Origin of the sequence: Chitinophaga sp. ARDCPP14, assembly GCF_051362515.1 — a bacterium.
Taxonomy (GTDB): Bacteria; Bacteroidota; Bacteroidia; order Chitinophagales; family Chitinophagaceae; genus Chitinophaga.
On record NZ_JBKIXB010000015.1, the window covers coordinates 1 to 20,783 of the forward strand.

The following is a 20,783-nucleotide window of genomic DNA, read 5'->3' on the forward strand; positions in this document are numbered from 1 at the left end:
TTGCTAAAGCAAGCTGACATTAACTATTTATTCTCTTAAAAAACACCTGATCATCATAATGATTATTAGGCCATCTTTTGGCTAAAACAAAGAAGCTGTCTCAATTAATTATGAGACAGCTTCTTTTCTTCCATAAATATGATCTGTTATTACTTGATTTCTCCTACCATGTTTGCGGGTACTACCCATTCATCAAATTCAGCCGGGGTTACATAACCCAGTTTCACGGCCATTTCTTTAAGGGTAGTTCCTTCCTTGTGGGCTTTCTGCGCAATTTCGGCTGCTTTGTAGTAGCCAATTTTGGTGTTCAGTGCCGTTACCAGCATCAGGGAATTTTCCACATGTTTTTTGATATTGGCTTCAATAGGTTCGATGCCTTCTGCGCATTTATCGTTGAAGCTTACGCAGCCGTCGCCGATAAGGCGTGCAGAGTGCAGGAAGTTGAAGATCATTACCGGCTTAAATACGTTCAGTTCAAAGTGTCCGTTGGAACCGCCGATACTGATAGTAACATCGTTACCCATTACCTGGGCAGCAATCATGGTGAGGGCTTCGCACTGGGTTGGATTCACTTTGCCCGGCATGATAGACGATCCCGGTTCATTGTCGGGAATATGAATTTCGCCGATACCCGCGCGTGGGCCGGAGCTCAGCATGCGTATGTCGTTGGCTATCTTCATTAAACTTACCGCCACTGTTTTCAGCGCACCATGTGCTTCTACGATGGCATCGTGTGCTGCGAGGGCTTCAAATTTATTTTCTGCTGTAATAAAAGGCAACCCGGTTAACAGGGCGATATTCTTTGCCACATTTTCAGAATAGCCTTTTGGCGTATTGATGCCGGTGCCTACTGCAGTGCCACCCAATGCCAGCTCGCTCAGGTGAGCCAGTGAATTGTTGATGGCTTTCAGGCCGTGATTCAGCTGGGCTACATAGCCGCTGATTTCCTGCCCGAGAGTAAGCGGGGTGGCATCCATAAAATGGGTACGGCCAATTTTCACTACGTTTTTAAACGCTTCTGCCTTTTTCGCCAGCGTGTCGCGGAGCTTTGTGATGCCGGGAATGGTAACTTCCTGCAGCATTTTGTAAGCAGCGATGTGCATAGCAGTAGGGAAGGTGTCGTTGGAAGACTGTGACTTGTTCACATCATCGTTGGGATGAACAAATTTGTCTTTATCAGTAAGCTGACCGCCATGAATTACGTGGGCGCGGTAAGCCACCACTTCGTTTACGTTCATGTTAGACTGGGTACCGGAGCCTGTTTGCCATACTACCAGCGGAAACTGATCGTCCAGTTTACCTTCCAGGATTTCATCGCAAACCTGGCCAATCAGATCACTTTTTTCTTTGGGCAGTACGCCTGCTTCGAGGTTAGTGATAGCTGCCGCTTTCTTCAGGTAAGCGAATGCCTTGATAATTTCCTTCGGCATTTTGTTGATATCCTGCGCGATCTTGAAATTTTCAATGGAGCGCTGTGTTTGAGCGCCATAATAGGCATTTACAGGCACTTTAACCTCGCCCATTGTGTCTTTCTCTATTCTGAATTCCATGACTTAAACTTTTAAGGCTACAAAAGTACGGCTTTACGGGTTGGGCTGCAAGCTATTCCCCGGTAAAATTCGCCTGTCTTTTCTGAATAAAGGCGGCAGCGCCTTCCTGCAGATCTTTTGTAGCGAAGCAGGCCCCGAACTCCTTCAGTTCCAGCTCAAAGCCGTCCATGTCCTTATCCAGTGCGGCATTAGCGCATTTAATCACGCGGGCTACTGCCAGCGGCGCTTTTGTTTGTATTTTTTGTAAGATGGATTTCGCTTTGGGCAGCAATTCTTCGAGCTTTAAAACATGGTTCACCAATCCCCAGGCCTGTGCTTCTGTGGCATTGATCATGTCCCCGGTGAGCATCAGTTCCAGGGCTTTCCCCTTTCCTATGAGCTGCGTAAGACGCTGTGTACCGCCATAACCCGGAATGAGCCCGAGGTTTACTTCCGGCTGGCCAAACTTTGCGTTGTCGCTGGCAATCCGGAAATGGCAGGCCATCGCCAGTTCACAGCCCCCGCCCAGTGCAAAGCCGTTTACGGCGGCAATGATGGGCTTAGGGCTGCTTTCTATACGCTGGAAAATTACGTGCCCTTTCTTGGCCAGTTCTTCTCCTTGTTTATCTGATAAAGTAAGAAACTCGCTGATATCTGCACCTGCCACAAAAGCTTTTTCACCTGCACCGGTAATAATGGCGCCCTTGATTTCCCGGTTGCTGTATATTTCATCTACCGCCAATGCCAGGTCGGCCAGCACCTGCTGGTTGAGGGCATTCAGCTTTTCCGGGCGGTTGATCGTAATCGTGAGGATATTGTTTTCCAATTGTGTGCTTAACGTCTGATACATGTGCCGTATTTTAGTTTATCAATATTAAGCAATATTCAATAACCTAACGAATCAGCCCGATAGCCGCCTCCCCTCATTTTGGTGATAACCGCTATCGACAAAAAAAACCGGAACCAATTTTACAATTAGTTCCGGTTTGCTAAAAATAGCGGATATATTTCTTAATAGTTCACTTCAAACTCTGCTTTGCCATTTTTCATCTTCATATAGTGTCTTTTCTTCTTTACTTTAAAATAATCGATACCGCTGAAGTTATAATTGAGCGTAACGAACATCATATTTGCTTCTAAGTTTTTATACGGATAAACGGAATTACCGTCTTTATCTTTTGTTTTAAAGTCTTTATTAAAGAAATTCTGCGGGTAGTATTGCACTTTCAGTCCGAAGCCGGGGTTAATGCGGAACCCGGCAAAAAAGGAGGGCATCAGCAGCGGTGTACGGTCGCTGAACCATTCATTGAACTTATGGACTTTATCGCCATCTACAAATTGTTTCTCTTTATAATTAACGGCCAGGTCTATTTCTCCACCGGCAAAAAAGAAGAAGCTGCCGGAAGTCACATCACCTATCTTTATCCCCAGCGGAACACCAAGGGTATACACCCGCTGTTTAAGCTTCAGAGAGTCGGTAGGTTTGGAGATCAGACCAATATTTTTGATATTGATGCCCGTAAAAACTCCAAAGTTTTTAGAGAAATCTTTATTAAAGTTAGAGCCAACATTAAGAAAGAGGGTAAACCGGGGGATATTGCGCAGATGCTCCCCGTTTTCTTTCATAGAAGCAAAGGACAGCAGGGGGCCGTCGCCACCGTGGGTTACGTATACCCCTTCCCGGTGTTTGGGATATTTTCCGAAAATGATGGAAAAAACGGTTTTCCCGGTAGTAGTATCGGGGGCAGCAGCATTGGCTGAATCTTTTTTCTCCTGGGCAAATACATTACAACACAACATCAACAGTAACAGGAATAACGGGCACAACTTACATTTCATAAAAACGGGTGTTATGGTTTTTAGATATTTGGTGGACTATTTCCATTAAAGACGACCCGGTTTAGAAAATGTTACGGCAACAGGGAAATATTTTTAAAAATCCCTATGACTGGCCACCCAGCTGGTGATATACTCGGAAATATCTTTGGTGTTGGTGCCGGGAGGGAACAGTTTTCCTACTCCCATTTCCTGCAGTGTTTCCATATCGGCATCGGGGATAATGCCGCCACCGGTCAGCAGTACGTCGTTCATACCCTTTTCCTTCATCTGGGCAATGATCTTGGGGAATACGGTCATATGGGCGCCGGAGAGGATACTGATACCAATAGCATCCACGTCTTCCTGCAGGGCTGCATTCACCACCATTTCCGGGGTTTGGCGTAAACCGGTATATATTACCTCCATTCCGGCATCCCGCAGTGCTGCCGCAATTACTTTTGCGCCCCTGTCGTGGCCATCCAGGCCCACTTTAGCTACCAATACACGAACAGGACGATTTAACGGGTTGACCATACCATTATCATATTAAGGAAGTAAATGTACGAAAAAGCAGAAAGCTTAAGCTCTCGGCTTTTTTGTACATTTGCCGTCCAAGATAAAATCATTATGAGCGAAGAAAGATCCCTCAACTTTATAGAACAAATTGTTGAAGAAGACATAGCGAACGGCGTTAACGACGGAAGGGTACTGACCCGTTTTCCGCCAGAACCTAATGGCTACCTGCATATAGGTCATGCCAAATCCATAGTGCTGAACTTTGGACTGGCCCAGAAATACAATGGAAAAACCAATCTCCGCTTTGATGATACCAACCCGGTAACAGAAGATACTGAATACGTGGATTCCATTAAAGAGGATATCCGCTGGCTGGGATTTGAGTGGGAAAAGGAATTGTATGCCTCTGACTATTTTGAACAGCTTTACGCATTTGCCGTAAAAATGATAGAAAAAGGACTGGCCTATGTAGAAGATGCCAGCGCCGATGAAATTGCCGCAGCCAAAGGTACCCCCACCGTACCCGGTACGCCCACGCCGGCCAGAAGCCGCTCTGCAGCGGAAAACCTGGACCTGTTTGAGCGGATGCGCAAAGGCGAATTCAAAGACGGGGAAAAAACACTCCGCGCCAAAGGAGACCTGGCTTCCCCCAATATGCACATGCGCGACCCGCTCATGTATCGCATTAAACATGCCCATCACCACCGTACCGGCGACAAATGGTGCATCTACCCGATGTATGATTTTGCGCACGGACAGAGCGATAGCATCGAACATATTACCCATTCCATCTGTACGCTGGAGTTCATCCCGCACCGCCCGCTGTACGACTGGTTCATCAAAGAACTGGAGATCTTCCCTAGCCGCCAGTACGAGTTTGCGCGTTTAAACCTCACCTATACGGTGATGAGTAAACGAAAACTGAAACAACTGGTGGAAGAAGGTCATGTAAGCGGATGGGACGATCCCCGCATGCCTACCATCAGTGGTCTGCGCCGTCGCGGCTACACCGCCGCCAGCATCCGCCAGCTCTGCGAACGCGTAGGTGTACAGAAACGTGACAACATGATTGAACTCAGCCTGCTGGAATTCTGTATCCGCGAAGAGCTGAACAGAACCGCCAACCGCGTAATGGCAGTGCTGGACCCGGTAAAGCTGGTGATCACCAATTACCCGGAAGGACAGGTAGAAGAAATGGCTGCCGATAATAACCCGGAAGATGAAAACGCTGGCTCCCGCACCCTGCCTTTCAGCAATACCCTGTACATTGAGCGGGAAGACTTCATGGAGGCGCCTCCTAAAAAGTTCTTCCGGCTCGGTCCCGGCCTGATGGTACGGCTGAAAAATGCCTATATCATCAAAGGCGAAAGCTTTGAGAAAGATGCCGATGGCAATATCACTACCATTTACGCCACGTACCTGCCCGAAAGCAAAAGTGGCGGCGACCAGAGCGGCTTAACCGTTAAAGGTACCATTCACTGGGTAAGCGCAGCACATGCCGCTACCGCTGAAGTGCGGATCTACGACCGCCTGTTTACCGCGGAAAATCCGCAGGCAGAGGAAGCCGACTTCAAAACGCTCATCAACCCGGATTCGCTGCACATCATCAAACAGGCGTATGTGGAACCAGGACTGCTGCAGGCTGCCCCGGGTGAACGATTCCAGTTCCTGCGCAAAGGCTACTTTGTGGTGGATAAAGACAGCACGCCGGAAAAAATAGTGTTCAACCGGACCGTAACACTGAAAGATGCCTGGGCAAAAGAAAGCGCCAAAGGGAAATAAATATTTTTTTAAAAAAAGTGAAGGCCGGGCAGTTACTGTCCGGCCTTTTTATGTGTATAATTATATGTATTTTTATTTACAGTAAATCACTTTATATGGCTAAAACCAATATAGACTTAGACGATAAGCTGATCAAAGAAGCGATGAAGCTTAACAAGGGTAAAACCAAAGAGGAAGTTATAAACGAGGCGCTGAGGAAGTATATTTTAGGTATGAATCAGCGTAAATTTTTAGACCTGAAGGGAAAGATTGAATGGGAAGGAGATTTAAACGAAATGCGAGGTAAATAATGCGACCACTACTCTTCGACACATCCGTTTGGATTGATGCTTTACGGCGGAAGGAAACACCACAAACCAACCTGTTAACTCATTACATCGATAATGATTTTGAAATTCCGCTTATTCCCATTGTTGTTCAGGAGTGCCTGCAAGGAATAAGAGATGATAACCAGCATCAGAAAGTAAAGGAAACATTCCGCCGTTTTACAAGACTGGAAATAGCGCCTATGGCAGCCGCTATGGGCGCCTCCTCCTTATTCCGTTCACTCCGCAAAAAAGGTATTACTATTCGCAAAAGCAACGATTGCGTAATTGCTTTTTATGCCATGAGCTTTGACCTGGAAGTGGTGCACAACGACAGCGACTTTGAGCTGATCAGCACGCACTCGGAATTAAAAACATGGAAAAATAACTAAGGCTAAGCGACTCACGTCGCTTAGCCTTCATTTATTTGAAACTACTAACAATTCTACTTAAACGCTGCCAGTCCCTTTGCAATCCTGTTACGGGTTTCCGCTACACCGAGCGTGGCCACGATATCAAATACAGGAGGGCCGAATTTACCGCCGGTCAGCATAATGCGGAACGGCAGTTGTACATCTCCCATTTTAAGATTCTTTTCAGCAGCCAGCGCTTTGAAGGCAGTTTCCAAATCGGCTGCAGCAGCTGCAGATAACGATTCCAGCTGTTCAGACCAGGTATGGAAAAATGCTTCTTTATCTGCATTCCATTTTGGTTTTACAGCAGCTTCATCATGGCTGTCAGGGTTTTGGAAGAAGAAAAATCCGTGATCCCATATTTCATTCACAAAATAGCAGCGCTCCTTTACCAGGCCAGCAACGGTAGCCACATAAGCAGGATCGGCGGTAACACCTTTTTCATCCAGCACCGGCTGGAACAAGGCTGCCAGGCTTTCATTGTCTTTGTGGTGAATATACTGGTGGTTAAACCATTTGGCTTTTTCAAAATCGAATTTAGCACCCGCCTTATGCACGCGCTCCAGGGAGAACTTTTGGATCAACTCCTCCAGGGAGAAAATTTCCTGTTCGGTACCATCATTCCAGCCCAGCATCACCAGCATATTAATAAATGCTTCCGGCAGGAAACCGCGTTCACGGAAGCCTTTCGTTACTTCTTTGCTCACGGGGTCAGTCCAGTTCATGGCGTATACGGGGAAGCCTAAACGATCGCCGTCACGTTTGCTCAGTTTACCATTGCCATCCGGTTTCAGGATCAGTGGAAGATGCGCCCATTGCGGCATATCCGCTTCCCAACCCAGGAATTTCCAAAGCAGGAGATGTACCGGCGCCGAAGGAAGCCATTCTTCTCCGCGGAAGGCATGGGTTATTTTCATGAGATAATCGTCCACCACCACAGCAAGGTGATAGGTAGGCATACCATCTGCTTTCAGCAAAACTTTATCATCTACCTGCGAAGTATGGAAGGTAACTTCTCCGCGAACCAGGTCTGTAAAAGTAACTTCTTCATTGGCAGGCATATTTATACGGATAACATGTGGCGTATCCTTCGCCAGCAGGTCCTGTACTTCAGCATCGGAGAGCGTAAGGGAATTACGCATTTTGGCCCTTACAATATGGTTGTATTGCGGAGAAGGATTCTCCGGCGTTTTCAGGCGCTCACGCATACTTTCCAGTTCTTCGGGGGTATCGAAGGCGTAGTATGCATGGCCGGCTTTTACCAGCTGTTCCGCATATTGACGGTATAAGTGCTTGCGCTCACTCTGACGGTAAGGAGCAAACGGTCCGCCTGCTTCCGGGCTTTCATCAGGAATAAGGCCACACCAACGCAAACATTCATTGATATACTCTTCCGCGCCGGGAACGTAACGGGTTTGGTCTGTGTCTTCTATACGCAGCACAAAATCGCCGTTATGCTGCTTCGCAAACAAATAGTTGAACAATACAGTGCGTACACCTCCAAGATGTAAGCCACCAGTAGGACTGGGCGCAAAACGCACTCTTACTTTTTTGTGATCCATAGGCCGCAAAGATAAGGATTTAGCTTTTAGGTGGAAGTTATTGCCAGGGAGATAATTGGGAGATTAAAATTTTTTAATACGAAGCCCTGCTAACAGACATTAAGTATATTGCAATACTAAAGCTCATCGCTAAAAAGCCAAAGGCTATATGTTCTATCTTACTAAAACTCCCGGCATCCTGAAAGCCTTATACAAAAGCTGTGTCTGGAATCTGTCCCCGGCAGGGAATAAGGTATATCTTACTTTTGATGATGGTCCGCATCCGCAGGCAACGCCCTTTGTGCTCGAGCAACTGGCAAAGTTCAATGCCAAAGCTACTTTTTTCTGTATAGGAAAAAATGTACTGGAGCATCCCGCTATCTATCAGCAGATACTGGAAGCAGGGCATACTACCGGCAATCATACCCAAAACCATTTGAACGGATGGAAAACCAATACCGGAAAATATATTGAGAATGTGCTGGAAGCAGCAAAATATATTGCCTCCCCATTGTTCAGACCTCCCTATGGCAGGATCACTCCCTTCCAGATCCGTCAGATCAGGAATAAGATACCGGGCGCTAAAATTATTATGTGGGACATTCTCAGCGGCGATTTTGATACGCAAATCAACGGGGAAGCCTGTGTGCAGAATGTAGTATTCAAGTTGCAGCCGGGATCTATTGTGGTTTTTCACGACAGCGCCAAAGCCTGGGACCGGCTGGAGTATGCGCTGCCACGGGTACTGGAGTATTGCAGGAAGCAAAAATTTGAAGTAGCCGCTATACTATAATAACTGTTGCTGATAAACTCATTTATCAGCAACAGTTAAGAGGTTTTATAATTTAATCTCTTTGGTTTTATCTCCCACAGTAATCGTAATGGGATCGGTACATTTACCATTACCATAATCAATTACCCCGGTTACTTTATCAAATTCAACCTTCAGTTTTCCTTTAACGAAGTGCTGGCAGTCAAATATTTTCACCAGTGCCTCCTGTGTTGTAAAAGTGCCCGTAACACCAATTACAGGTCCTTTTTCATAAGAAATGCTGGCTGTTCCCTCTACGGTAAACACATCATCAGAAGGATTTAACAACGGTGTTACCGGGTCAAAACCTGCTGTTTGCTTAATGGTTTTCTTACTGGCGTAGTTGATTACAATGGTATCGCTGAGCGTTACTTTTCCGTTAGTTAACTCGGTGGTATACTGGATACCGGTTGTTGCGCTGTAGCTCACGCCACTGATGGTAAAGCGGCCTTCTACTGATTTTCCATTGAGTTTATAACCAACCGGCTCCACCAGGATGATTGAAGCAGGATTAAATAACGGACCGCTGAAAGTAACATTCAATATGCCGCTGCGGAATACGCCATACCTGTCGAGGCATGATGTGCCAAAATTGATCACTACTTTTTTCGGCCATTTATCAGGGCTCGTAACATCCTGCAGTTCTGCTACCGGGCAGCCAGTGGAGGCTGTATTGGCCAGCGCATTGTTTACGTTATCTGCCTTGCGGGCGGTAAACAAACCCTGCGTAATAGCTACTTCCGCCACTGTTTCAAACAGTCCGCTGTACATAGCACTGGCAGCCGCCTCGTGTTGCGAAGCAGCAATGGTATTGTTATCTGATTGATTATTCGGTGCGGTATCTGTGGTTACTTCCTTCTTACAGGCAAAGAAAATGGTGACTACCGCCACGCTGGTGAAGGTCCACGCCAGCACACGATTGGTACTGAAATAGCTTTTCATAGTTTAGGTTTTATTAGCAATTAGGTTTTTCGGTCTTTACCTTTACAGAAATAAAGATACCGTTTAAATATTAAAGAAATTACAAATTTAATAAAATAATTATTATGCTTTGGATAGATACCCACACGCACCTTTATTCTGAAGAATTTGAGGCCGACCGGGACGAAATGGTAGCGCGGGCCATAGCAGCGGGGGTAGATAAACTGTTGTTGCCGAATATAGACGAGAGTTCCATTGAAGGGATGCTGGCGCTGGAAGCCAGGTATCCCGGTCATATTTATGCCATGATGGGAATACACCCCTGTTATGTAAAGGAGGCCGTAGATGAGCAGCTGGACCTGGTAAGAGCCTGGTTACAGCAGCGGCCTTTCCGGGCGATCGGGGAAATAGGACTGGATTTTTACTGGGATAAATCCCTGCTCATTCAGCAATACAAGGCTTTCCAGGAGCAACTGATGCTGGCGCGGGAGTATGGGTTGCCCGTATCCATTCACAGCCGGGAAGCTACACGGGAATGTATCAACGAAGTAAAGGCATTGCAGGATGGCCGTTTAAGCGGTGTTTTTCACTGTTTTTCAGGCACCCTGGAAGAAGCTAAGGAAATCATTGACCTGGGCTTTTACCTGGGCATAGGCGGGGTAGTTACCTTCAAGAAGTCCGGTTTGGATAAGCTGCTGGGAGAAATAGACCTGGCGCATATCGTGATGGAAACAGATGCACCCTATCTGGCGCCGGTTCCTTATCGCGGTAAACGCAATGAAAGTGCTTACCTCCCGCTGGCAGGTGAAAAGGTGGCAGATATAAAAAATCTAAAAATAGCAGACGTTGCAGCTATAACAAGCAGCAATGCCCGGAAATTATTCAAAATGCTCTAACTGTTTAGTGAATACCTTTGCAGGCAATGGCTACTAGCACAATGAGTAAAATTCTGATAATTTACACGGGCGGTACTGTAGGTATGATCTACGACGATAAAACCAAAGCACTGCGCCCGATCGGCTTCAATGAAATAAGGAATAATTTACCGGAACTATACCGGATGGGCATCGATTTTTATGTGTACGCATTTAATCCGCCTATTGATTCATCAGACATGCAGCCGGAGATATGGGTGGAACTGGCCAGTATAATTGAAGACCGGTACGACCGGTACGATGGTTTTGTAATTCTGCACGGATCCGATACAATGGCCTTCACGGCGTCCGCCCTGAGCTTCATGCTGGAAAACCTGTCGAAGCCCGTTATCTTAACCGGCTCCCAGCTTCCCATCGGGAAAATACGTACAGATGCCAAAGAGAACATCATTACAGCGATGGAAATAGCCTGCAGCAGGCATAATGGCACTGCCATCTCTATGGTACCTGAAGTATGTATTTACTTTGACTTCTCCCTGTTCAGAGGCAACCGTTCAAAAAAATATAATGCGGAAAAATTTGAGGCCTTCTATACCATGAACTATCCTCAGCTTGCGGAAGCCGGCATTGATATTAAATTCAAGCATCAGTTTATTTTACCGCCGCCTACACAACCACTGAAGGTGCATAAGGAACTGGAAACAAATATCACCGTACTGAAATTATTCCCGGGCATTACCAGGAGAGCTGTAGAAGCCACACTGGGTGTATCCGGTTTGAAAGGTGTGATCATGGAAACCTTTGGCAGTGGCAACACCAACACACAGCCCTGGTTTATTGAGAGCATAAAAAAAGTGATTGATCATGGCGCCATTGTAGTAGACATTACCCAGTGTGATGGCGGCTCTGTGGAGTTAGGCAAATATGAAACCAGTCAGCATTTAGTGGAAATTGGTGTAGTGAGCGGGCATGATATGACCTTTGAAGCAGCAGTCACCAAACTGATGTTCGTATTGGGTCAGGGCCTCTCTGTAGAAGATGCAAAGACAATGCTGGAAACATCCCTGCGGGGCGAACTAACGCCAATCGAAGTATACTAAATACCTTTTTAACGGAAGCTTATACAAGCGGGAGATACATTCAGTTGTACTTTCGCTTTTTTTTATTTTGAATATTTAAGGTAATTTTAAACATCACCAAATTCTCTTCCCCTATTTTCTATTCACCACAAAATTCATTATTCTATGGGAGTTTCCTTATCACAGAAATGCATTGCTGAATTCTTCGGCACTTTTGTCCTGGTATTTATGGGTTGCGGCAGTGCCGTGTTAGCCGGTACGCACGTAGGGTTTCTAGGTATCGCTTTTGCATTTGGTTTATCAGTAGTAACCATGGCGTACGCTGTAGGCCACATCTCCGGATGTCATTTGAATCCGGCTATTACTATTTCCCTGTGGTCTACAGGCAAAATATCCGGCAAAGATGCGGGCGGATATATTGTAGCACAGATCATCGGAGGTATTGTTGCTGCTGCACTCCTGTATTTTATTGCACAGGGAAAAGCAGATTACAGTCTTGCTGCTAATGGCCTTGGCGCCAATGGTGTGGAAGATGGCTCACCAGACCATTATTCACTGATCAGTGGATTGATTGCTGAAATCGTTCTTACCGCCATTTTCCTGGTGGTAGTTCATGGCAGCACCAGTAAAAACAACGGCAACAGCGCATTTGCCGGACTGGCAATAGGTCTCTGCCTTACCATGATCCATATTGTAGGCATCCCGGTTACAGGGGTATCTGTGAACCCCGCAAGGAGCATCGGACCGGCTCTGTTTGTTGGTGGCGCCGCCCTTTCCCATTTGTGGGTGTTCCTCGTAGGACCCATTGTAGGCGGGCTTTTAGGCGGAGGAATATGGAAGCTGTACGATAAGAATTAAACTTTTTTTTGAAATATAAACTAAAGGATTATCTTTGCAACCCTGAATTGGAAAATCAACCCTTCCTTTGTATTCAGGCAAAGATAATCACGGAGAAGTGCAGGAGTGGTTGAACTGGCACGCCTGGAAAGTGTGTATAGGTGAAAGCCTATCAAGGGTTCGAATCCCTTCTTCTCCGCAAGCTTTAAAGCTCTGGTAACGCAAGTTATCAGGGCTTTTTTGTTTTGCTTATCTACTTAAAAATAGTGCTGTAATTTCGTGTGGGATATTTCATTTTTTCTAAAATGGAAAGTATCTTTAGACTTCCACAATAAGATATTCCTTTATTTGAAGAAAAAGTATAATTAGTCATTGTTTTAACGAGAGTTGTGAACCCATAATCCATACAATCTATTATTTGTCAAAATTTTCAACCCTTATATTTAAATTCTCAAACACATTTTATCTATGAAAAAAAAATGGCTTATAGCGTTATCGCTAAGTGTACTGTTTTATGCCTGTAGCAAAGACAACACCAATGAAAGACCAGACACCCGTCAGGTACAAATTCCATTCAAAGTAAGCGTTGCTGAGTTTATAAAAAAAGTGCAGCAGCTACCCAGCGCTTCCGGCAGAATGGCTCCTTCGTCAATTTTTGCAAAAGATTCAACGCTTAATACAGCGGTTTCTGATATTTACTTTTTTGCCTTTAAAAATAATGGAGACAGAATTAGTTATATACATCAAAGATCCACCGATGCTGATTTTGGCGTTATTTCAGATTCATTACCAAGTGGAGAATGTACAATAGCCCTGATTGCTTCCAGTGATTCTCTGATAATAAGTGATGAATTACGTAACGCTGGTATAAATCTTAATGCAGATTATAACAACAATACTATATTAGCTGCGTTCCCGGATATCTTTTACAAAAAGATGCAAATTACAGTTGGACCCGACACTACCGCAAACAACTTCAGTTTATCTCTGGAACGCATCATGGCTTCTTTGGAAGTAAATATTACAGATGCTCCTGCTATTAGAGCTGATTCAAATATAACCGTCAACGTAAGATCTGAAAACACCTATTTTGAGATTTTTTCGGCCTGGGCATATACAGGGATTCCTATGCAACTGAAAATTCCCCAAAGAACTCAGCATTTATTTAGCGAACTGATTATGAATACAAGTGAAGAAATCAGGATAGATATCAATTATCCAGACAAAGTAACAAATACGATGTTAACTAAAACAATTGGTCCTATTACACTTACTAAAAATACAAAAACAATACTGACTGGTAGTTTATATCCCGCAATACCACCGGTAACTAATGTCAATAGTGGATTCAGTGTTAGTATTAATAGTATATGGAATCCAGCTCAGACAATTGATTTTTAATCTGTTTACTACAACTATTCAGTGCAAAATCTTCTGAACAAGCTTTAAAGCGCTGGTAGCTTAAGTTGCCAGCGTTTTAAGGCTTTTATCCCAAAAAGTTTTTCGTCGAAACAAACCTGTTGTCTTGCAGCTACGAACTAACTTCGGCAATCAAGCCCGGCTAGCTTCATCCCTCATAGTTCTCACGCCATCATCCGCGACAAAATAACCCGGTCCACATAAAACGTTCCGAAAGGAATAATACACGCCAGTAAAACTTTCCAGGTAGTTGTACTGAATTTCCACTTATAGGCAATTCCTACACTCAGGGTATTCAGGATAAAGAACAGGAATAATATTCCGTGCACGGGGCCTATTGCCTTTACCAGGGAGGCATCATGATATACATACTTCAGCGGTACTGCCACTCCAATCAGTATCAGCAGGGAAATCCCTTCTAAAAAGGCGATCAGCCGCAATCTTCCGATTTTTGTATTAAAGAACTTCAGCATAGTTAAAATGGTCTTATATATGGCCGGTTCGCCAGCGGTGAGAACGGCCACGGTATTGCAATGAAAATAATAATAAGCGCGAGGGAAAACCAAATGGTCATAGTACGGAACCTGCCAGCATCGGTATTTTGCCGTTTGGCTACCGATGAACCAATGGTTATAAAAACGATGGCGATGGTCATCAGCACAATATGTATTAACCCGAAAAACAGGAAATCAAATTGCCGGATGGCTTCATGGAAATGAGACCTGAAATAAGCCACCACAGGGCTCTTGAAGTACAGGATGTAACCAATCGCCAGCTGGATATGTGCAATGGTGGCGGTACCATGTCTTACCAGATCATCCTGCCGGGTAAATACTTCTTTGCGGCTCCATCCGCGTATGCCACGGTATACAGCGTATAAAAGGCTTAGTACTACTGCCCAGCGGAATAATGAATGTATGAATAACAAAAAGAAATACATGCCCGCAAAGCTCTGACGAAAAGCAACGGGCTGTTAGGACAAATAAGGGTTGTTTTAGGACAATTCAATCTTCCTGCGGAAATCAGTAGGGGTAATACCTTCATACTTTTTAAAGAGCCGGGTGAAGTACGACTGATCCCCGAAACCCACTTCCCCCGCTACTTCGCTGATGGTGAGATCACTTTGACTTAACAATACTTTTGCTTCCAGCACGATGGCCTCGTCGATCCACCGCGCAGGTGATTTACCGGTAACCGCTTTCACTGATTTGTTTAAATGATTGGGGGAAATATTCAGCAGGGATGCATAATCCGTTACCAGGTGCCGCGACCGGACATTGGTAAATACCAGCTCCTTAAAACGATTGGTGGTATTGACGGCTGCCGTTTGATGACTGCCCGTCAGCGGCTTGTAAAGCAGCTTTACTTCGCATAGTAATGTGATCAGGTATGGCTGGATAATTTCCAGGTGCTGCAGCCCGTTCCGGCTGTAATCAAATAACAGGCGTTTGAAAAGATGTACCACAAACCCCGCGGTTTGCCTGTCGAGACTGATCCTTGGATTGCCCCATACCCTTAAAAAATCAAATGCTCTCAGCGGCTCTTGTGTATTGTATTTGCCGGTAAGGATATCAGTATGGAAATTACACAGATATCCCTTGTTCACTTCCCCGCTTTTAAAGGAAAAAACCTGTCCCGCCGGTACAAACAACATTTCATTTTTGTGGATGGTATACAATTCACTGCCAATTTTTATACTTGCTTCTCCACTGGTAATAAACAGGCAGCTATGGTTGGTAGACCTGGAAGCCGGTACTGACTGCGTTACCAGCCGGTACATCTCTTCCACTTTCACTATAAAAAACTTATCAAAATCGGGTCTTAAGATGTTATCAAGCTCCTTCTTAGGTTGCATAAACCTGGCAGTAAATGAACCAGGACCATATACCCTTATTCCCTTTCTCGCTGGCATGATCAATTTTCTTTTACCCTGAAGGTAAAAAATTATGCGCTTCCCGGCAGGCCCATATTATGCGGGCCTGGCGAGGGAGTAACACAACAGCCCCGTCAGATCATCTTCCTTTTCCAGTTCTTCTCTCAATGCGTGATCGATTTCAAAGTGATGACGTTCGAGGAGCTTAATGGATTTTTCATTTTTGTCAGCGGGGAGAGCTGCAATTTTTTGAAGATGCAATTGCTCAAATCCAAACTTTATGACCACCGGTATCACTTCCTGCATAATGCCTTTTCCAAAGAAGGCAGAGCGAAGCTCGTAGCCAATTTCAGCCCGGCCGGATTCAGGTACTATGTTCCAGCAACAGATAGTACCAACGAGTTGGTCGCTTTCTTTGTCGATAATTATCCAGTACAACGATTTGTGGGCTGCAATGCCTGCCTGAAGCTTTTCAATAAATTGCCGGGCCTCTGCTACTGTAGTGGTGGCAGCCCGGTTCAGGAACTGGTTCACACGCGGGTCCGACCTGAGAGCAGCAATGGCTTCATCATCACTCAAGGCAGGAGCCCTCAAAATAAATCGTTCGGAAACGAGCGTCGGAAAGGGGTTAAAATTAAGTACCAGCATACAGTTAAAATAATCATTATTCAGTTGCTATACTTATCAACAGGCATATCTTTTTAAATATACAGGTACAACCCGCATGTAACAGGTGTTCATGCGGGTTGTTCTTTTTTAAAAAGATGTACAACGGCTAGCGCTATGCAGGCCAGGGATTCTGGTAAGTGGAGTTATTTAATTTCACCTCCCTCGAAGACAAGGTCAGCTGTATTTGCAGGGGTTGCTCATTGGCGGAATTAAACGTCTCTTCGTATTCTACGCAATAGGCGTCTGTAAACTTCAGCTCTTTGAGCCTCGACATGGAATCCCGCCGGAAAAAGGTGATACTGCCGTTTTTCGTCTGGGTGTTGGAAATCATCCAGTCAAACAAACTGGTTTCACCGGCAGACTCGATCAGCAGGTTAATAGTGCCTCCTTTGGGGCGGGCGGCAGGTTTCCCGTTATGATCTGTATTTTGGGTAAATGAAAACCTGCATTCCAGGATGTTCATTTCTTCCCCGTCGATGTTGAGAACAGCTTTAAAAGACATAATTAATCTGGTTAACAGGTCCGTTGCAAGGCACAACAGACAGGCACAAAAATATGGTATACAGAATGAAAATACACATTTCTGTTTACATGCCGAAAAATTGAGGGTTATTTTTGAAGGAAGCCAATGGATCCCGCAGGGATGGCCCTTCCAGCCAGTTGTTGATATACGGTTTAATAACTATATAAGATCAAATGCCTGGGCAAAACTGGTCAGGTCGTAGCTCGACTGTGCCCCAATCTTCGCTTTGATATTTCGCCGGTGCGTAACGGCGGTCTTTTCGGAGATCCCCGCCTTTTCGGCAATTTCACTGGCGCTGAGTCCGAGGGCCAGCAGCCGCAGGATTTCCTTTTCCCTTTTGGTAAGGGAAGCAAAAATATGCTGGTTGCGGCGCAGGAAGTTATTTTCTTCCAGCAGGCGGTTTACCTTGCTGGTAACGTGATGCAGCGGATCAATGGGAATGGCGCAGGTAATAACGTGTGTGGGAAGCCCTCCGGCATCCCGCATAAATACCCGCGTAGAGCCCAGATGCCAGGTCCAGTCCCGCGACGCAGTGGTTCGTACCTGCTGGAAAAAGGTGACCGTTATATTGGCTTCCGCCGGTGCGTCCAGCATGTTGATGATCTTTGGCAGGTAATCCGCTACATCGTGTGGGTTAAAGAAGGTGTCGTAATACCCGGCGCCCATTTCCCGTAAAGCCTCCAGCGTAATATCGAGTTCCCGGCAGCCCCGTGGCGACATATACTCCACGTAGCTCTTTACCACATTCATTACAATTACCACTACCGGAAGCTCCTGATCAATGGCCCTTAAAGCGTTCAGCTTCTCTTCCAGCCCTGATCCGTCATTATTAAATGCAGCGTGCTCAATCATGTACCTGATATAAAATCGTGTATAGGAATCCTCTGTGATGTTGGTTGACTACTTACTTCAGTGCTCTTTCGGCAACAAATGTAGTGAAAATAAGAAAGGGTCCCTCACAAAGAAGAGACCCTTTTTTGGGGATAGAAAATACGGTGATTGACTAAATCAGGTGGATGACTTTATATAGAATAATGTGAAATCAGATTACTTTCACAAAGATATGTTAAAGCTAAAGGGAAACAAATACCTACATGTGAGTATTTTTAAAAAATAAATGACCTTCCTATCATGAAAGCCAGTCCGGAACATTTCCTCCAAAGCCTTTCGCACATTGCTCCCCTTAGCGATGAAGCAAGGGAACTATTTGCAACACATACTACTTCACAAATAGTAAAAAAGGGTGACTATCTACTGCGTGAAGGACAACGCTGCCAACACATATGGCTCATTGAAACCGGTGCCTGCAGAGCCTTTCAACATCACAATGAAAAAGAGATCAATACCAGCTTCTACTTTGAAAATACATTCCTCACTAACCTGAACAGCCTGCGAAACAACGTTACGGCCGATTACAATATACAAGCTATTGAAGCCGGCACCATATGGAAATGGCATAAGGACAATCTGTTTTCACTCTATCAGCAGTCATCCGAAATCACCGCCTTTGGCCGCCAGTGGCTGGAACACCTGTTCATTGAACAGGAAAAACATAACCAATGGCTTAAAAGACACAATCCCGAAGAACGGTACCAGTCCATACTAACTACGCAACCCGAACTCCTGCAACGTGTATCTCTTACACAACTCAGCTCTTATCTCGGCATCTCGCGGGAAACCCTCAGCCGCATCCGCCGCCGCCTGCCCTGAACCCATTATGTGACGTTTGACACAATTGCTTTATAGCTGGCCTTCTACCTTTACGGTATAAAACTAACGGTCATGACTATACAAGAACAGAAAGATTTCATCGGACACTACATTGCCACCATCTGGAACCAGGGCGATACCAGTCGTTTGGAGCAATTCCTGCATCCGGATTATGTGGATCATTCCTTGCCGCCTGCGCTGCCCGGCAATGCTACCGGCCTGAAACAATGGATTGCATTAACGCATGAATCCTTCCACCCCGAAACCATTATAGAAGAACAGGTAGCCGAACCCGGGAAGTGTATCATAAAAGTAACCATGCGCATGAAACACATTGGATTATGGCGGGGAATAAGCCCTACCGGCTTAACAGTAAGCATTCCTGGCTATCGTTGCTTTCGATTGCAGGACAACCGGATCGCGGAGCACTGGGGTTTAATAGATGGAAATGCACTTGAAAGAAAACTTGCTCCAAAGTCTTAAGTACTCCGTATGCCCGTACCCGTTATAATCGTTTACTAAGAATGGAGCTTATGGTCGCCTGCCGCAGGGGGACAAGCCCCTGCCGGAAAGCAACACCATTGGTAAAACTGAGTAATAAAACGTGAAAGTGGAACGGAAAAATGCAACAGTCCATCTGTAAAAAGATCCGTATTAATACAGTAAGCAATAAAAATCCAGGTGTTACGGCCGGCTATGTTCCCTTCCGGAACCATTGTAAAATCAACTATCCGCGCATCCGGATCGTTGATTTCAACAGCCAGCTCCTTCCGGTAATATTCGTCCTCCCCCTTACAACACCACGCCGGCCATAAACACCTGGAAATAATATTATTCTTCCCCTGGAAATGTTTCTATACAAAAATGCCTTTTATTCACACATCTGCTTAATACTTTTTTATCTTTTAATTATACTTTGATAATCAAATTCATGATATAATAAGTGTAATAATAACACCTATATACTCAAATCGCCCGGCAGTTAATACTATAAGGAAAAAAGTAAAAATTGTATTTTACGCCCGATAACCTTATTTTTATAATGCTTTTTTAGCAACCAGGTCATAAAAATCAACAACCAGTACTTACATTCCACGTCAGGATTCCGGTGTGTTATAAAAACTGCGCTCATTATGAAGAGTAAATTATTAAGGGAAATCACTCCTCTTACGCAAAGTGATTGCTTTACGTTGTTTGCCCGTGAGAAAAAAGTGTTCGATTTCCCGTTGCATTACCACGACGAATTTGAATTAAACTTTATCCAGTATGCCAGTGGGGCCAAACGGATCATCGGGGATCATATTGAAGAGATAAGCGACCTTGAGCTGGTACTGGTAGGGCCCAACCTGCAACATGGCTGGTTTGCCAATAACCATGAAGGAGGCAGCGTTAAGGAAATCACCATCCAGTTCCACCGCGATCTGTTTGATGATAAATTCCTGCAGCGCAACCAGATGAATTTCATCAAAAACATGTTTGAACGTTCTCTGCGGGGAATCCTCTTTTCTACCGAAACCACCCAGCAGATCATGCACCGCCTGATCCGGTTGCCGCAACAGCAAGGCTTCGATTCCGTCCTGGAACTGATGTCTATTTTGCACGACCTGTCTATCAGCCGGAATATGCGCATCCTGTCTGATTCCACTTTCGGCAACACGGAAACCTTCTCCTACAATAGCCGCCGCGTGGAAAAGATCATGACCTACCTGAATGCCAATTACGATAAAAACATTTCACTGGGGGAAGCCGCCAGGCTCGCTGCCATGACGGAGGTAGCCTTCAGCCGCTTTTTCAAGGCCAAAATCGGTAAAACCTTTGTGGATACCCTCATAGAAATCAGGCTGGGACACGCTTCCCGGCTATTAATAGAAACCACACACACAGTAAATGAAATCGCCTATAAGTGCGGTTTTAATAATATCTCCAACTTCAACCGCATCTTTAAAAAGAAAAAAGATTGTACACCCAAGGAATTCAGGCTGGCTTATACCTCTTCAGGGACGCGGACTTTCGTTTAACGCGGATTTTGTCTTGGCTCAGGATTACGCTGATTTTACTGATTACCTGGATTTTTACTTTTGGATTTTTTTGGATTTTCAGATTTATAATGTAATAATTAAGGGAGATAAGAGCGAATATCCGCTTCTATCTCCCCTAATCCT

At 45.1% G+C, this 20,783-nt stretch carries 23 protein-coding genes and 1 tRNA gene; 12 read left to right on the top strand and 12 right to left on the bottom strand.

Translation table 11 applies throughout. The features are described from left to right. Positions 1-149 precede the first annotated feature (149 nt). The 4 genes from fumC to ACLHR0_RS29100 all read right to left on the bottom strand — a co-directional run bounded on the left by fumC (position 150) and on the right by ACLHR0_RS29100 (position 3,881). Complete coding sequence (gene fumC, locus ACLHR0_RS29085; RefSeq protein ID WP_370911185.1) at positions 150-1,550, bottom strand: class II fumarate hydratase; 1,401 nt, start codon at positions 1,548-1,550, stop codon at positions 150-152. A 52-nt stretch (positions 1,551-1,602) separates the two neighbouring features. Then, the gene (locus ACLHR0_RS29090) at positions 1,603-2,379 is read right to left on the bottom strand and encodes an enoyl-CoA hydratase/isomerase family protein (RefSeq protein ID WP_370911186.1); all 777 of its coding nucleotides are present in this window, start codon (positions 2,377-2,379) and stop codon (positions 1,603-1,605) included. 161 nt (positions 2,380-2,540) lie between these two features. After that, on the bottom strand, positions 2,541-3,368 hold the full coding sequence (locus ACLHR0_RS29095; RefSeq protein ID WP_429044024.1) for a hypothetical protein: 828 nt from the start codon (positions 3,366-3,368) through the stop codon (positions 2,541-2,543). Positions 3,369-3,461: 93 nt separating this feature from the next. Then, positions 3,462-3,881, bottom strand: a complete 420-nt coding sequence (locus tag ACLHR0_RS29100) for a cobalamin B12-binding domain-containing protein (protein WP_436491370.1) — start codon at positions 3,879-3,881, stop codon at positions 3,462-3,464. A 93-nt stretch (positions 3,882-3,974) separates the two neighbouring features. Here ACLHR0_RS29100 and ACLHR0_RS29105 point away from each other — a divergent pair, with 93 nt between their 5' ends. From ACLHR0_RS29105 to vapC, 3 genes are all read left to right on the top strand, one after another. Next, complete coding sequence (locus ACLHR0_RS29105; RefSeq protein ID WP_436491372.1) at positions 3,975-5,645, top strand: glutamine--tRNA ligase/YqeY domain fusion protein; 1,671 nt, start codon at positions 3,975-3,977, stop codon at positions 5,643-5,645. Positions 5,646-5,740: 95 nt separating this feature from the next. Next, positions 5,741-5,935, top strand: coding sequence for a type II toxin-antitoxin system VapB family antitoxin (locus tag ACLHR0_RS29110; RefSeq protein ID WP_370911189.1), 195 nt, complete (start codon positions 5,741-5,743; stop codon positions 5,933-5,935). Beyond that, positions 5,935-6,342, top strand: a complete 408-nt coding sequence (vapC, locus tag ACLHR0_RS29115) for a type II toxin-antitoxin system VapC family toxin (protein WP_436491375.1) — start codon at positions 5,935-5,937, stop codon at positions 6,340-6,342. Before ACLHR0_RS29110 ends, vapC begins: the two co-directional genes overlap by 1 nt. Before the next feature lie 53 nt (positions 6,343-6,395). Here vapC and gltX read toward each other — a convergent pair whose 3' ends face one another. Further along, positions 6,396-7,925 (bottom strand): glutamate--tRNA ligase, encoded by a 1,530-nt coding sequence (gene gltX, locus ACLHR0_RS29120; RefSeq protein WP_436491377.1) that lies wholly within the window; start codon positions 7,923-7,925, stop codon positions 6,396-6,398. A gap of 148 nt (positions 7,926-8,073) precedes the next feature. Between gltX and ACLHR0_RS29125 the strand changes: the two genes are divergently transcribed. After that, positions 8,074-8,697, top strand: a complete 624-nt coding sequence (locus tag ACLHR0_RS29125) for a polysaccharide deacetylase family protein (RefSeq protein WP_429044010.1) — start codon at positions 8,074-8,076, stop codon at positions 8,695-8,697. A 45-nt stretch (positions 8,698-8,742) separates the two neighbouring features. Here the strand turns inward: ACLHR0_RS29125 and ACLHR0_RS29130 are convergent, their stop codons facing one another. Then, positions 8,743-9,657 carry a hypothetical protein gene (locus ACLHR0_RS29130; RefSeq protein ID WP_436491380.1) on the bottom strand — a complete coding sequence of 305 codons (915 nt, stop codon included), beginning with the start codon at positions 9,655-9,657 and terminating at the stop codon, positions 8,743-8,745. 104 nt (positions 9,658-9,761) lie between these two features. Between ACLHR0_RS29130 and ACLHR0_RS29135 the strand changes: the two genes are divergently transcribed. From ACLHR0_RS29135 to ACLHR0_RS29155, 5 genes are all read left to right on the top strand, one after another. Further along, positions 9,762-10,532: a TatD family hydrolase gene (locus ACLHR0_RS29135; RefSeq protein WP_436491382.1), complete on the top strand. Its 771-nt coding sequence runs from the start codon at positions 9,762-9,764 to the stop codon at positions 10,530-10,532. A gap of 41 nt (positions 10,533-10,573) precedes the next feature. Next, positions 10,574-11,611 (top strand): asparaginase, encoded by a 1,038-nt coding sequence (locus ACLHR0_RS29140; RefSeq protein ID WP_429044004.1) that lies wholly within the window; start codon positions 10,574-10,576, stop codon positions 11,609-11,611. A gap of 144 nt (positions 11,612-11,755) precedes the next feature. After that, positions 11,756-12,448, top strand: coding sequence for an aquaporin Z (aqpZ, locus tag ACLHR0_RS29145; protein WP_370911196.1), 693 nt, complete (start codon positions 11,756-11,758; stop codon positions 12,446-12,448). Positions 12,449-12,539: 91 nt separating this feature from the next. Then, a tRNA-Ser gene (locus ACLHR0_RS29150) sits at positions 12,540-12,626 on the top strand. Positions 12,627-12,895: 269 nt separating this feature from the next. Then, positions 12,896-13,828 (top strand): FimB/Mfa2 family fimbrial subunit, encoded by a 933-nt coding sequence (locus ACLHR0_RS29155; RefSeq protein WP_436491384.1) that lies wholly within the window; start codon positions 12,896-12,898, stop codon positions 13,826-13,828. A gap of 182 nt (positions 13,829-14,010) precedes the next feature. Here ACLHR0_RS29155 and ACLHR0_RS29160 read toward each other — a convergent pair whose 3' ends face one another. The 6 genes from ACLHR0_RS29160 to ACLHR0_RS29185 form a co-directional block, all read right to left on the bottom strand. Further along, the gene (locus ACLHR0_RS29160; RefSeq protein WP_370911199.1) at positions 14,011-14,319 is read right to left on the bottom strand and encodes a DUF3817 domain-containing protein; all 309 of its coding nucleotides are present in this window, start codon (positions 14,317-14,319) and stop codon (positions 14,011-14,013) included. Between the two features lie 2 nt (positions 14,320-14,321). Beyond that, positions 14,322-14,774, bottom strand: coding sequence for a hypothetical protein (locus ACLHR0_RS29165; RefSeq protein WP_436491387.1), 453 nt, complete (start codon positions 14,772-14,774; stop codon positions 14,322-14,324). Positions 14,775-14,840: 66 nt separating this feature from the next. Beyond that, positions 14,841-15,758, bottom strand: a complete 918-nt coding sequence (locus ACLHR0_RS29170) for a helix-turn-helix domain-containing protein (protein ID WP_429061967.1) — start codon at positions 15,756-15,758, stop codon at positions 14,841-14,843. Between the two features lie 57 nt (positions 15,759-15,815). Beyond that, entirely contained in the window at positions 15,816-16,367 is a 552-nt protein-coding gene (locus ACLHR0_RS29175) for a GNAT family N-acetyltransferase (protein WP_436491389.1), read from the bottom strand. A gap of 133 nt (positions 16,368-16,500) precedes the next feature. Beyond that, entirely contained in the window at positions 16,501-16,890 is a 390-nt protein-coding gene (gene tssD / locus ACLHR0_RS29180) for a type VI secretion system tube protein TssD (RefSeq protein ID WP_079469761.1), read from the bottom strand. A 180-nt stretch (positions 16,891-17,070) separates the two neighbouring features. Then, entirely contained in the window at positions 17,071-17,763 is a 693-nt protein-coding gene (locus ACLHR0_RS29185; protein WP_370911203.1) for a response regulator transcription factor, read from the bottom strand. A 279-nt stretch (positions 17,764-18,042) separates the two neighbouring features. On the opposite strand from ACLHR0_RS29185, the gene ACLHR0_RS29190 reads away from it, so the two are divergent. The 3 genes from ACLHR0_RS29190 to ACLHR0_RS29200 all read left to right on the top strand — a co-directional run bounded on the left by ACLHR0_RS29190 (position 18,043) and on the right by ACLHR0_RS29200 (position 20,639). Further along, positions 18,043-18,621, top strand: coding sequence for a Crp/Fnr family transcriptional regulator (locus ACLHR0_RS29190; protein WP_436491392.1), 579 nt, complete (start codon positions 18,043-18,045; stop codon positions 18,619-18,621). Between the two features lie 72 nt (positions 18,622-18,693). After that, positions 18,694-19,104: an ester cyclase gene (locus tag ACLHR0_RS29195; protein WP_436491393.1), complete on the top strand. Its 411-nt coding sequence runs from the start codon at positions 18,694-18,696 to the stop codon at positions 19,102-19,104. Positions 19,105-19,754: 650 nt separating this feature from the next. After that, positions 19,755-20,639, top strand: a complete 885-nt coding sequence (locus ACLHR0_RS29200) for an AraC family transcriptional regulator (protein ID WP_436491395.1) — start codon at positions 19,755-19,757, stop codon at positions 20,637-20,639. Positions 20,640-20,783 lie beyond the last annotated feature (144 nt).

Bases quoted from the DNA above. Each gene is read 5' to 3' on its own strand.
- ACLHR0_RS29200 (WP_436491395.1), top strand. From the start codon at position 19,755: ATGAAGAGTAAATTATTAAGGGAAATCACTCCTCTTACGCAAAGTGAT.
- ACLHR0_RS29140 (WP_429044004.1), top strand. From the start codon at position 10,574: ATGAGTAAAATTCTGATAATTTACACGGGCGGTACTGTAGGTATGATC.
- ACLHR0_RS29090 (WP_370911186.1), bottom strand. From the start codon at position 2,379: ATGTATCAGACGTTAAGCACACAATTGGAAAACAATATCCTCACGATT.
- vapC (WP_436491375.1), top strand. From the start codon at position 5,935: ATGCGACCACTACTCTTCGACACATCCGTTTGGATTGATGCTTTACGG.
- ACLHR0_RS29125 (WP_429044010.1), top strand. From the start codon at position 8,074: ATGTTCTATCTTACTAAAACTCCCGGCATCCTGAAAGCCTTATACAAA.
- ACLHR0_RS29100 (WP_436491370.1), bottom strand. From the start codon at position 3,881: ATGGTCAACCCGTTAAATCGTCCTGTTCGTGTATTGGTAGCTAAAGTG.
- aqpZ (WP_370911196.1), top strand. From the start codon at position 11,756: ATGGGAGTTTCCTTATCACAGAAATGCATTGCTGAATTCTTCGGCACT.
- ACLHR0_RS29155 (WP_436491384.1), top strand. From the start codon at position 12,896: ATGAAAAAAAAATGGCTTATAGCGTTATCGCTAAGTGTACTGTTTTAT.
- ACLHR0_RS29110 (WP_370911189.1), top strand. From the start codon at position 5,741: ATGGCTAAAACCAATATAGACTTAGACGATAAGCTGATCAAAGAAGCG.
- ACLHR0_RS29095 (WP_429044024.1), bottom strand. From the start codon at position 3,368: ATGAAATGTAAGTTGTGCCCGTTATTCCTGTTACTGTTGATGTTGTGT.
- tssD (WP_079469761.1), bottom strand. From the start codon at position 16,890: ATGTCTTTTAAAGCTGTTCTCAACATCGACGGGGAAGAAATGAACATC.
- ACLHR0_RS29160 (WP_370911199.1), bottom strand. From the start codon at position 14,319: ATGCTGAAGTTCTTTAATACAAAAATCGGAAGATTGCGGCTGATCGCC.
- ACLHR0_RS29170 (WP_429061967.1), bottom strand. From the start codon at position 15,758: ATGCCAGCGAGAAAGGGAATAAGGGTATATGGTCCTGGTTCATTTACT.
- ACLHR0_RS29175 (WP_436491389.1), bottom strand. From the start codon at position 16,367: ATGCTGGTACTTAATTTTAACCCCTTTCCGACGCTCGTTTCCGAACGA.
- ACLHR0_RS29190 (WP_436491392.1), top strand. From the start codon at position 18,043: ATGAAAGCCAGTCCGGAACATTTCCTCCAAAGCCTTTCGCACATTGCT.
- ACLHR0_RS29105 (WP_436491372.1), top strand. From the start codon at position 3,975: ATGAGCGAAGAAAGATCCCTCAACTTTATAGAACAAATTGTTGAAGAA.
- ACLHR0_RS29185 (WP_370911203.1), bottom strand. From the start codon at position 17,763: ATGATTGAGCACGCTGCATTTAATAATGACGGATCAGGGCTGGAAGAG.
- ACLHR0_RS29195 (WP_436491393.1), top strand. From the start codon at position 18,694: ATGACTATACAAGAACAGAAAGATTTCATCGGACACTACATTGCCACC.
- ACLHR0_RS29130 (WP_436491380.1), bottom strand. From the start codon at position 9,657: ATGAAAAGCTATTTCAGTACCAATCGTGTGCTGGCGTGGACCTTCACC.
- ACLHR0_RS29135 (WP_436491382.1), top strand. From the start codon at position 9,762: ATGCTTTGGATAGATACCCACACGCACCTTTATTCTGAAGAATTTGAG.
- gltX (WP_436491377.1), bottom strand. From the start codon at position 7,925: ATGGATCACAAAAAAGTAAGAGTGCGTTTTGCGCCCAGTCCTACTGGT.
- fumC (WP_370911185.1), bottom strand. From the start codon at position 1,550: ATGGAATTCAGAATAGAGAAAGACACAATGGGCGAGGTTAAAGTGCCT.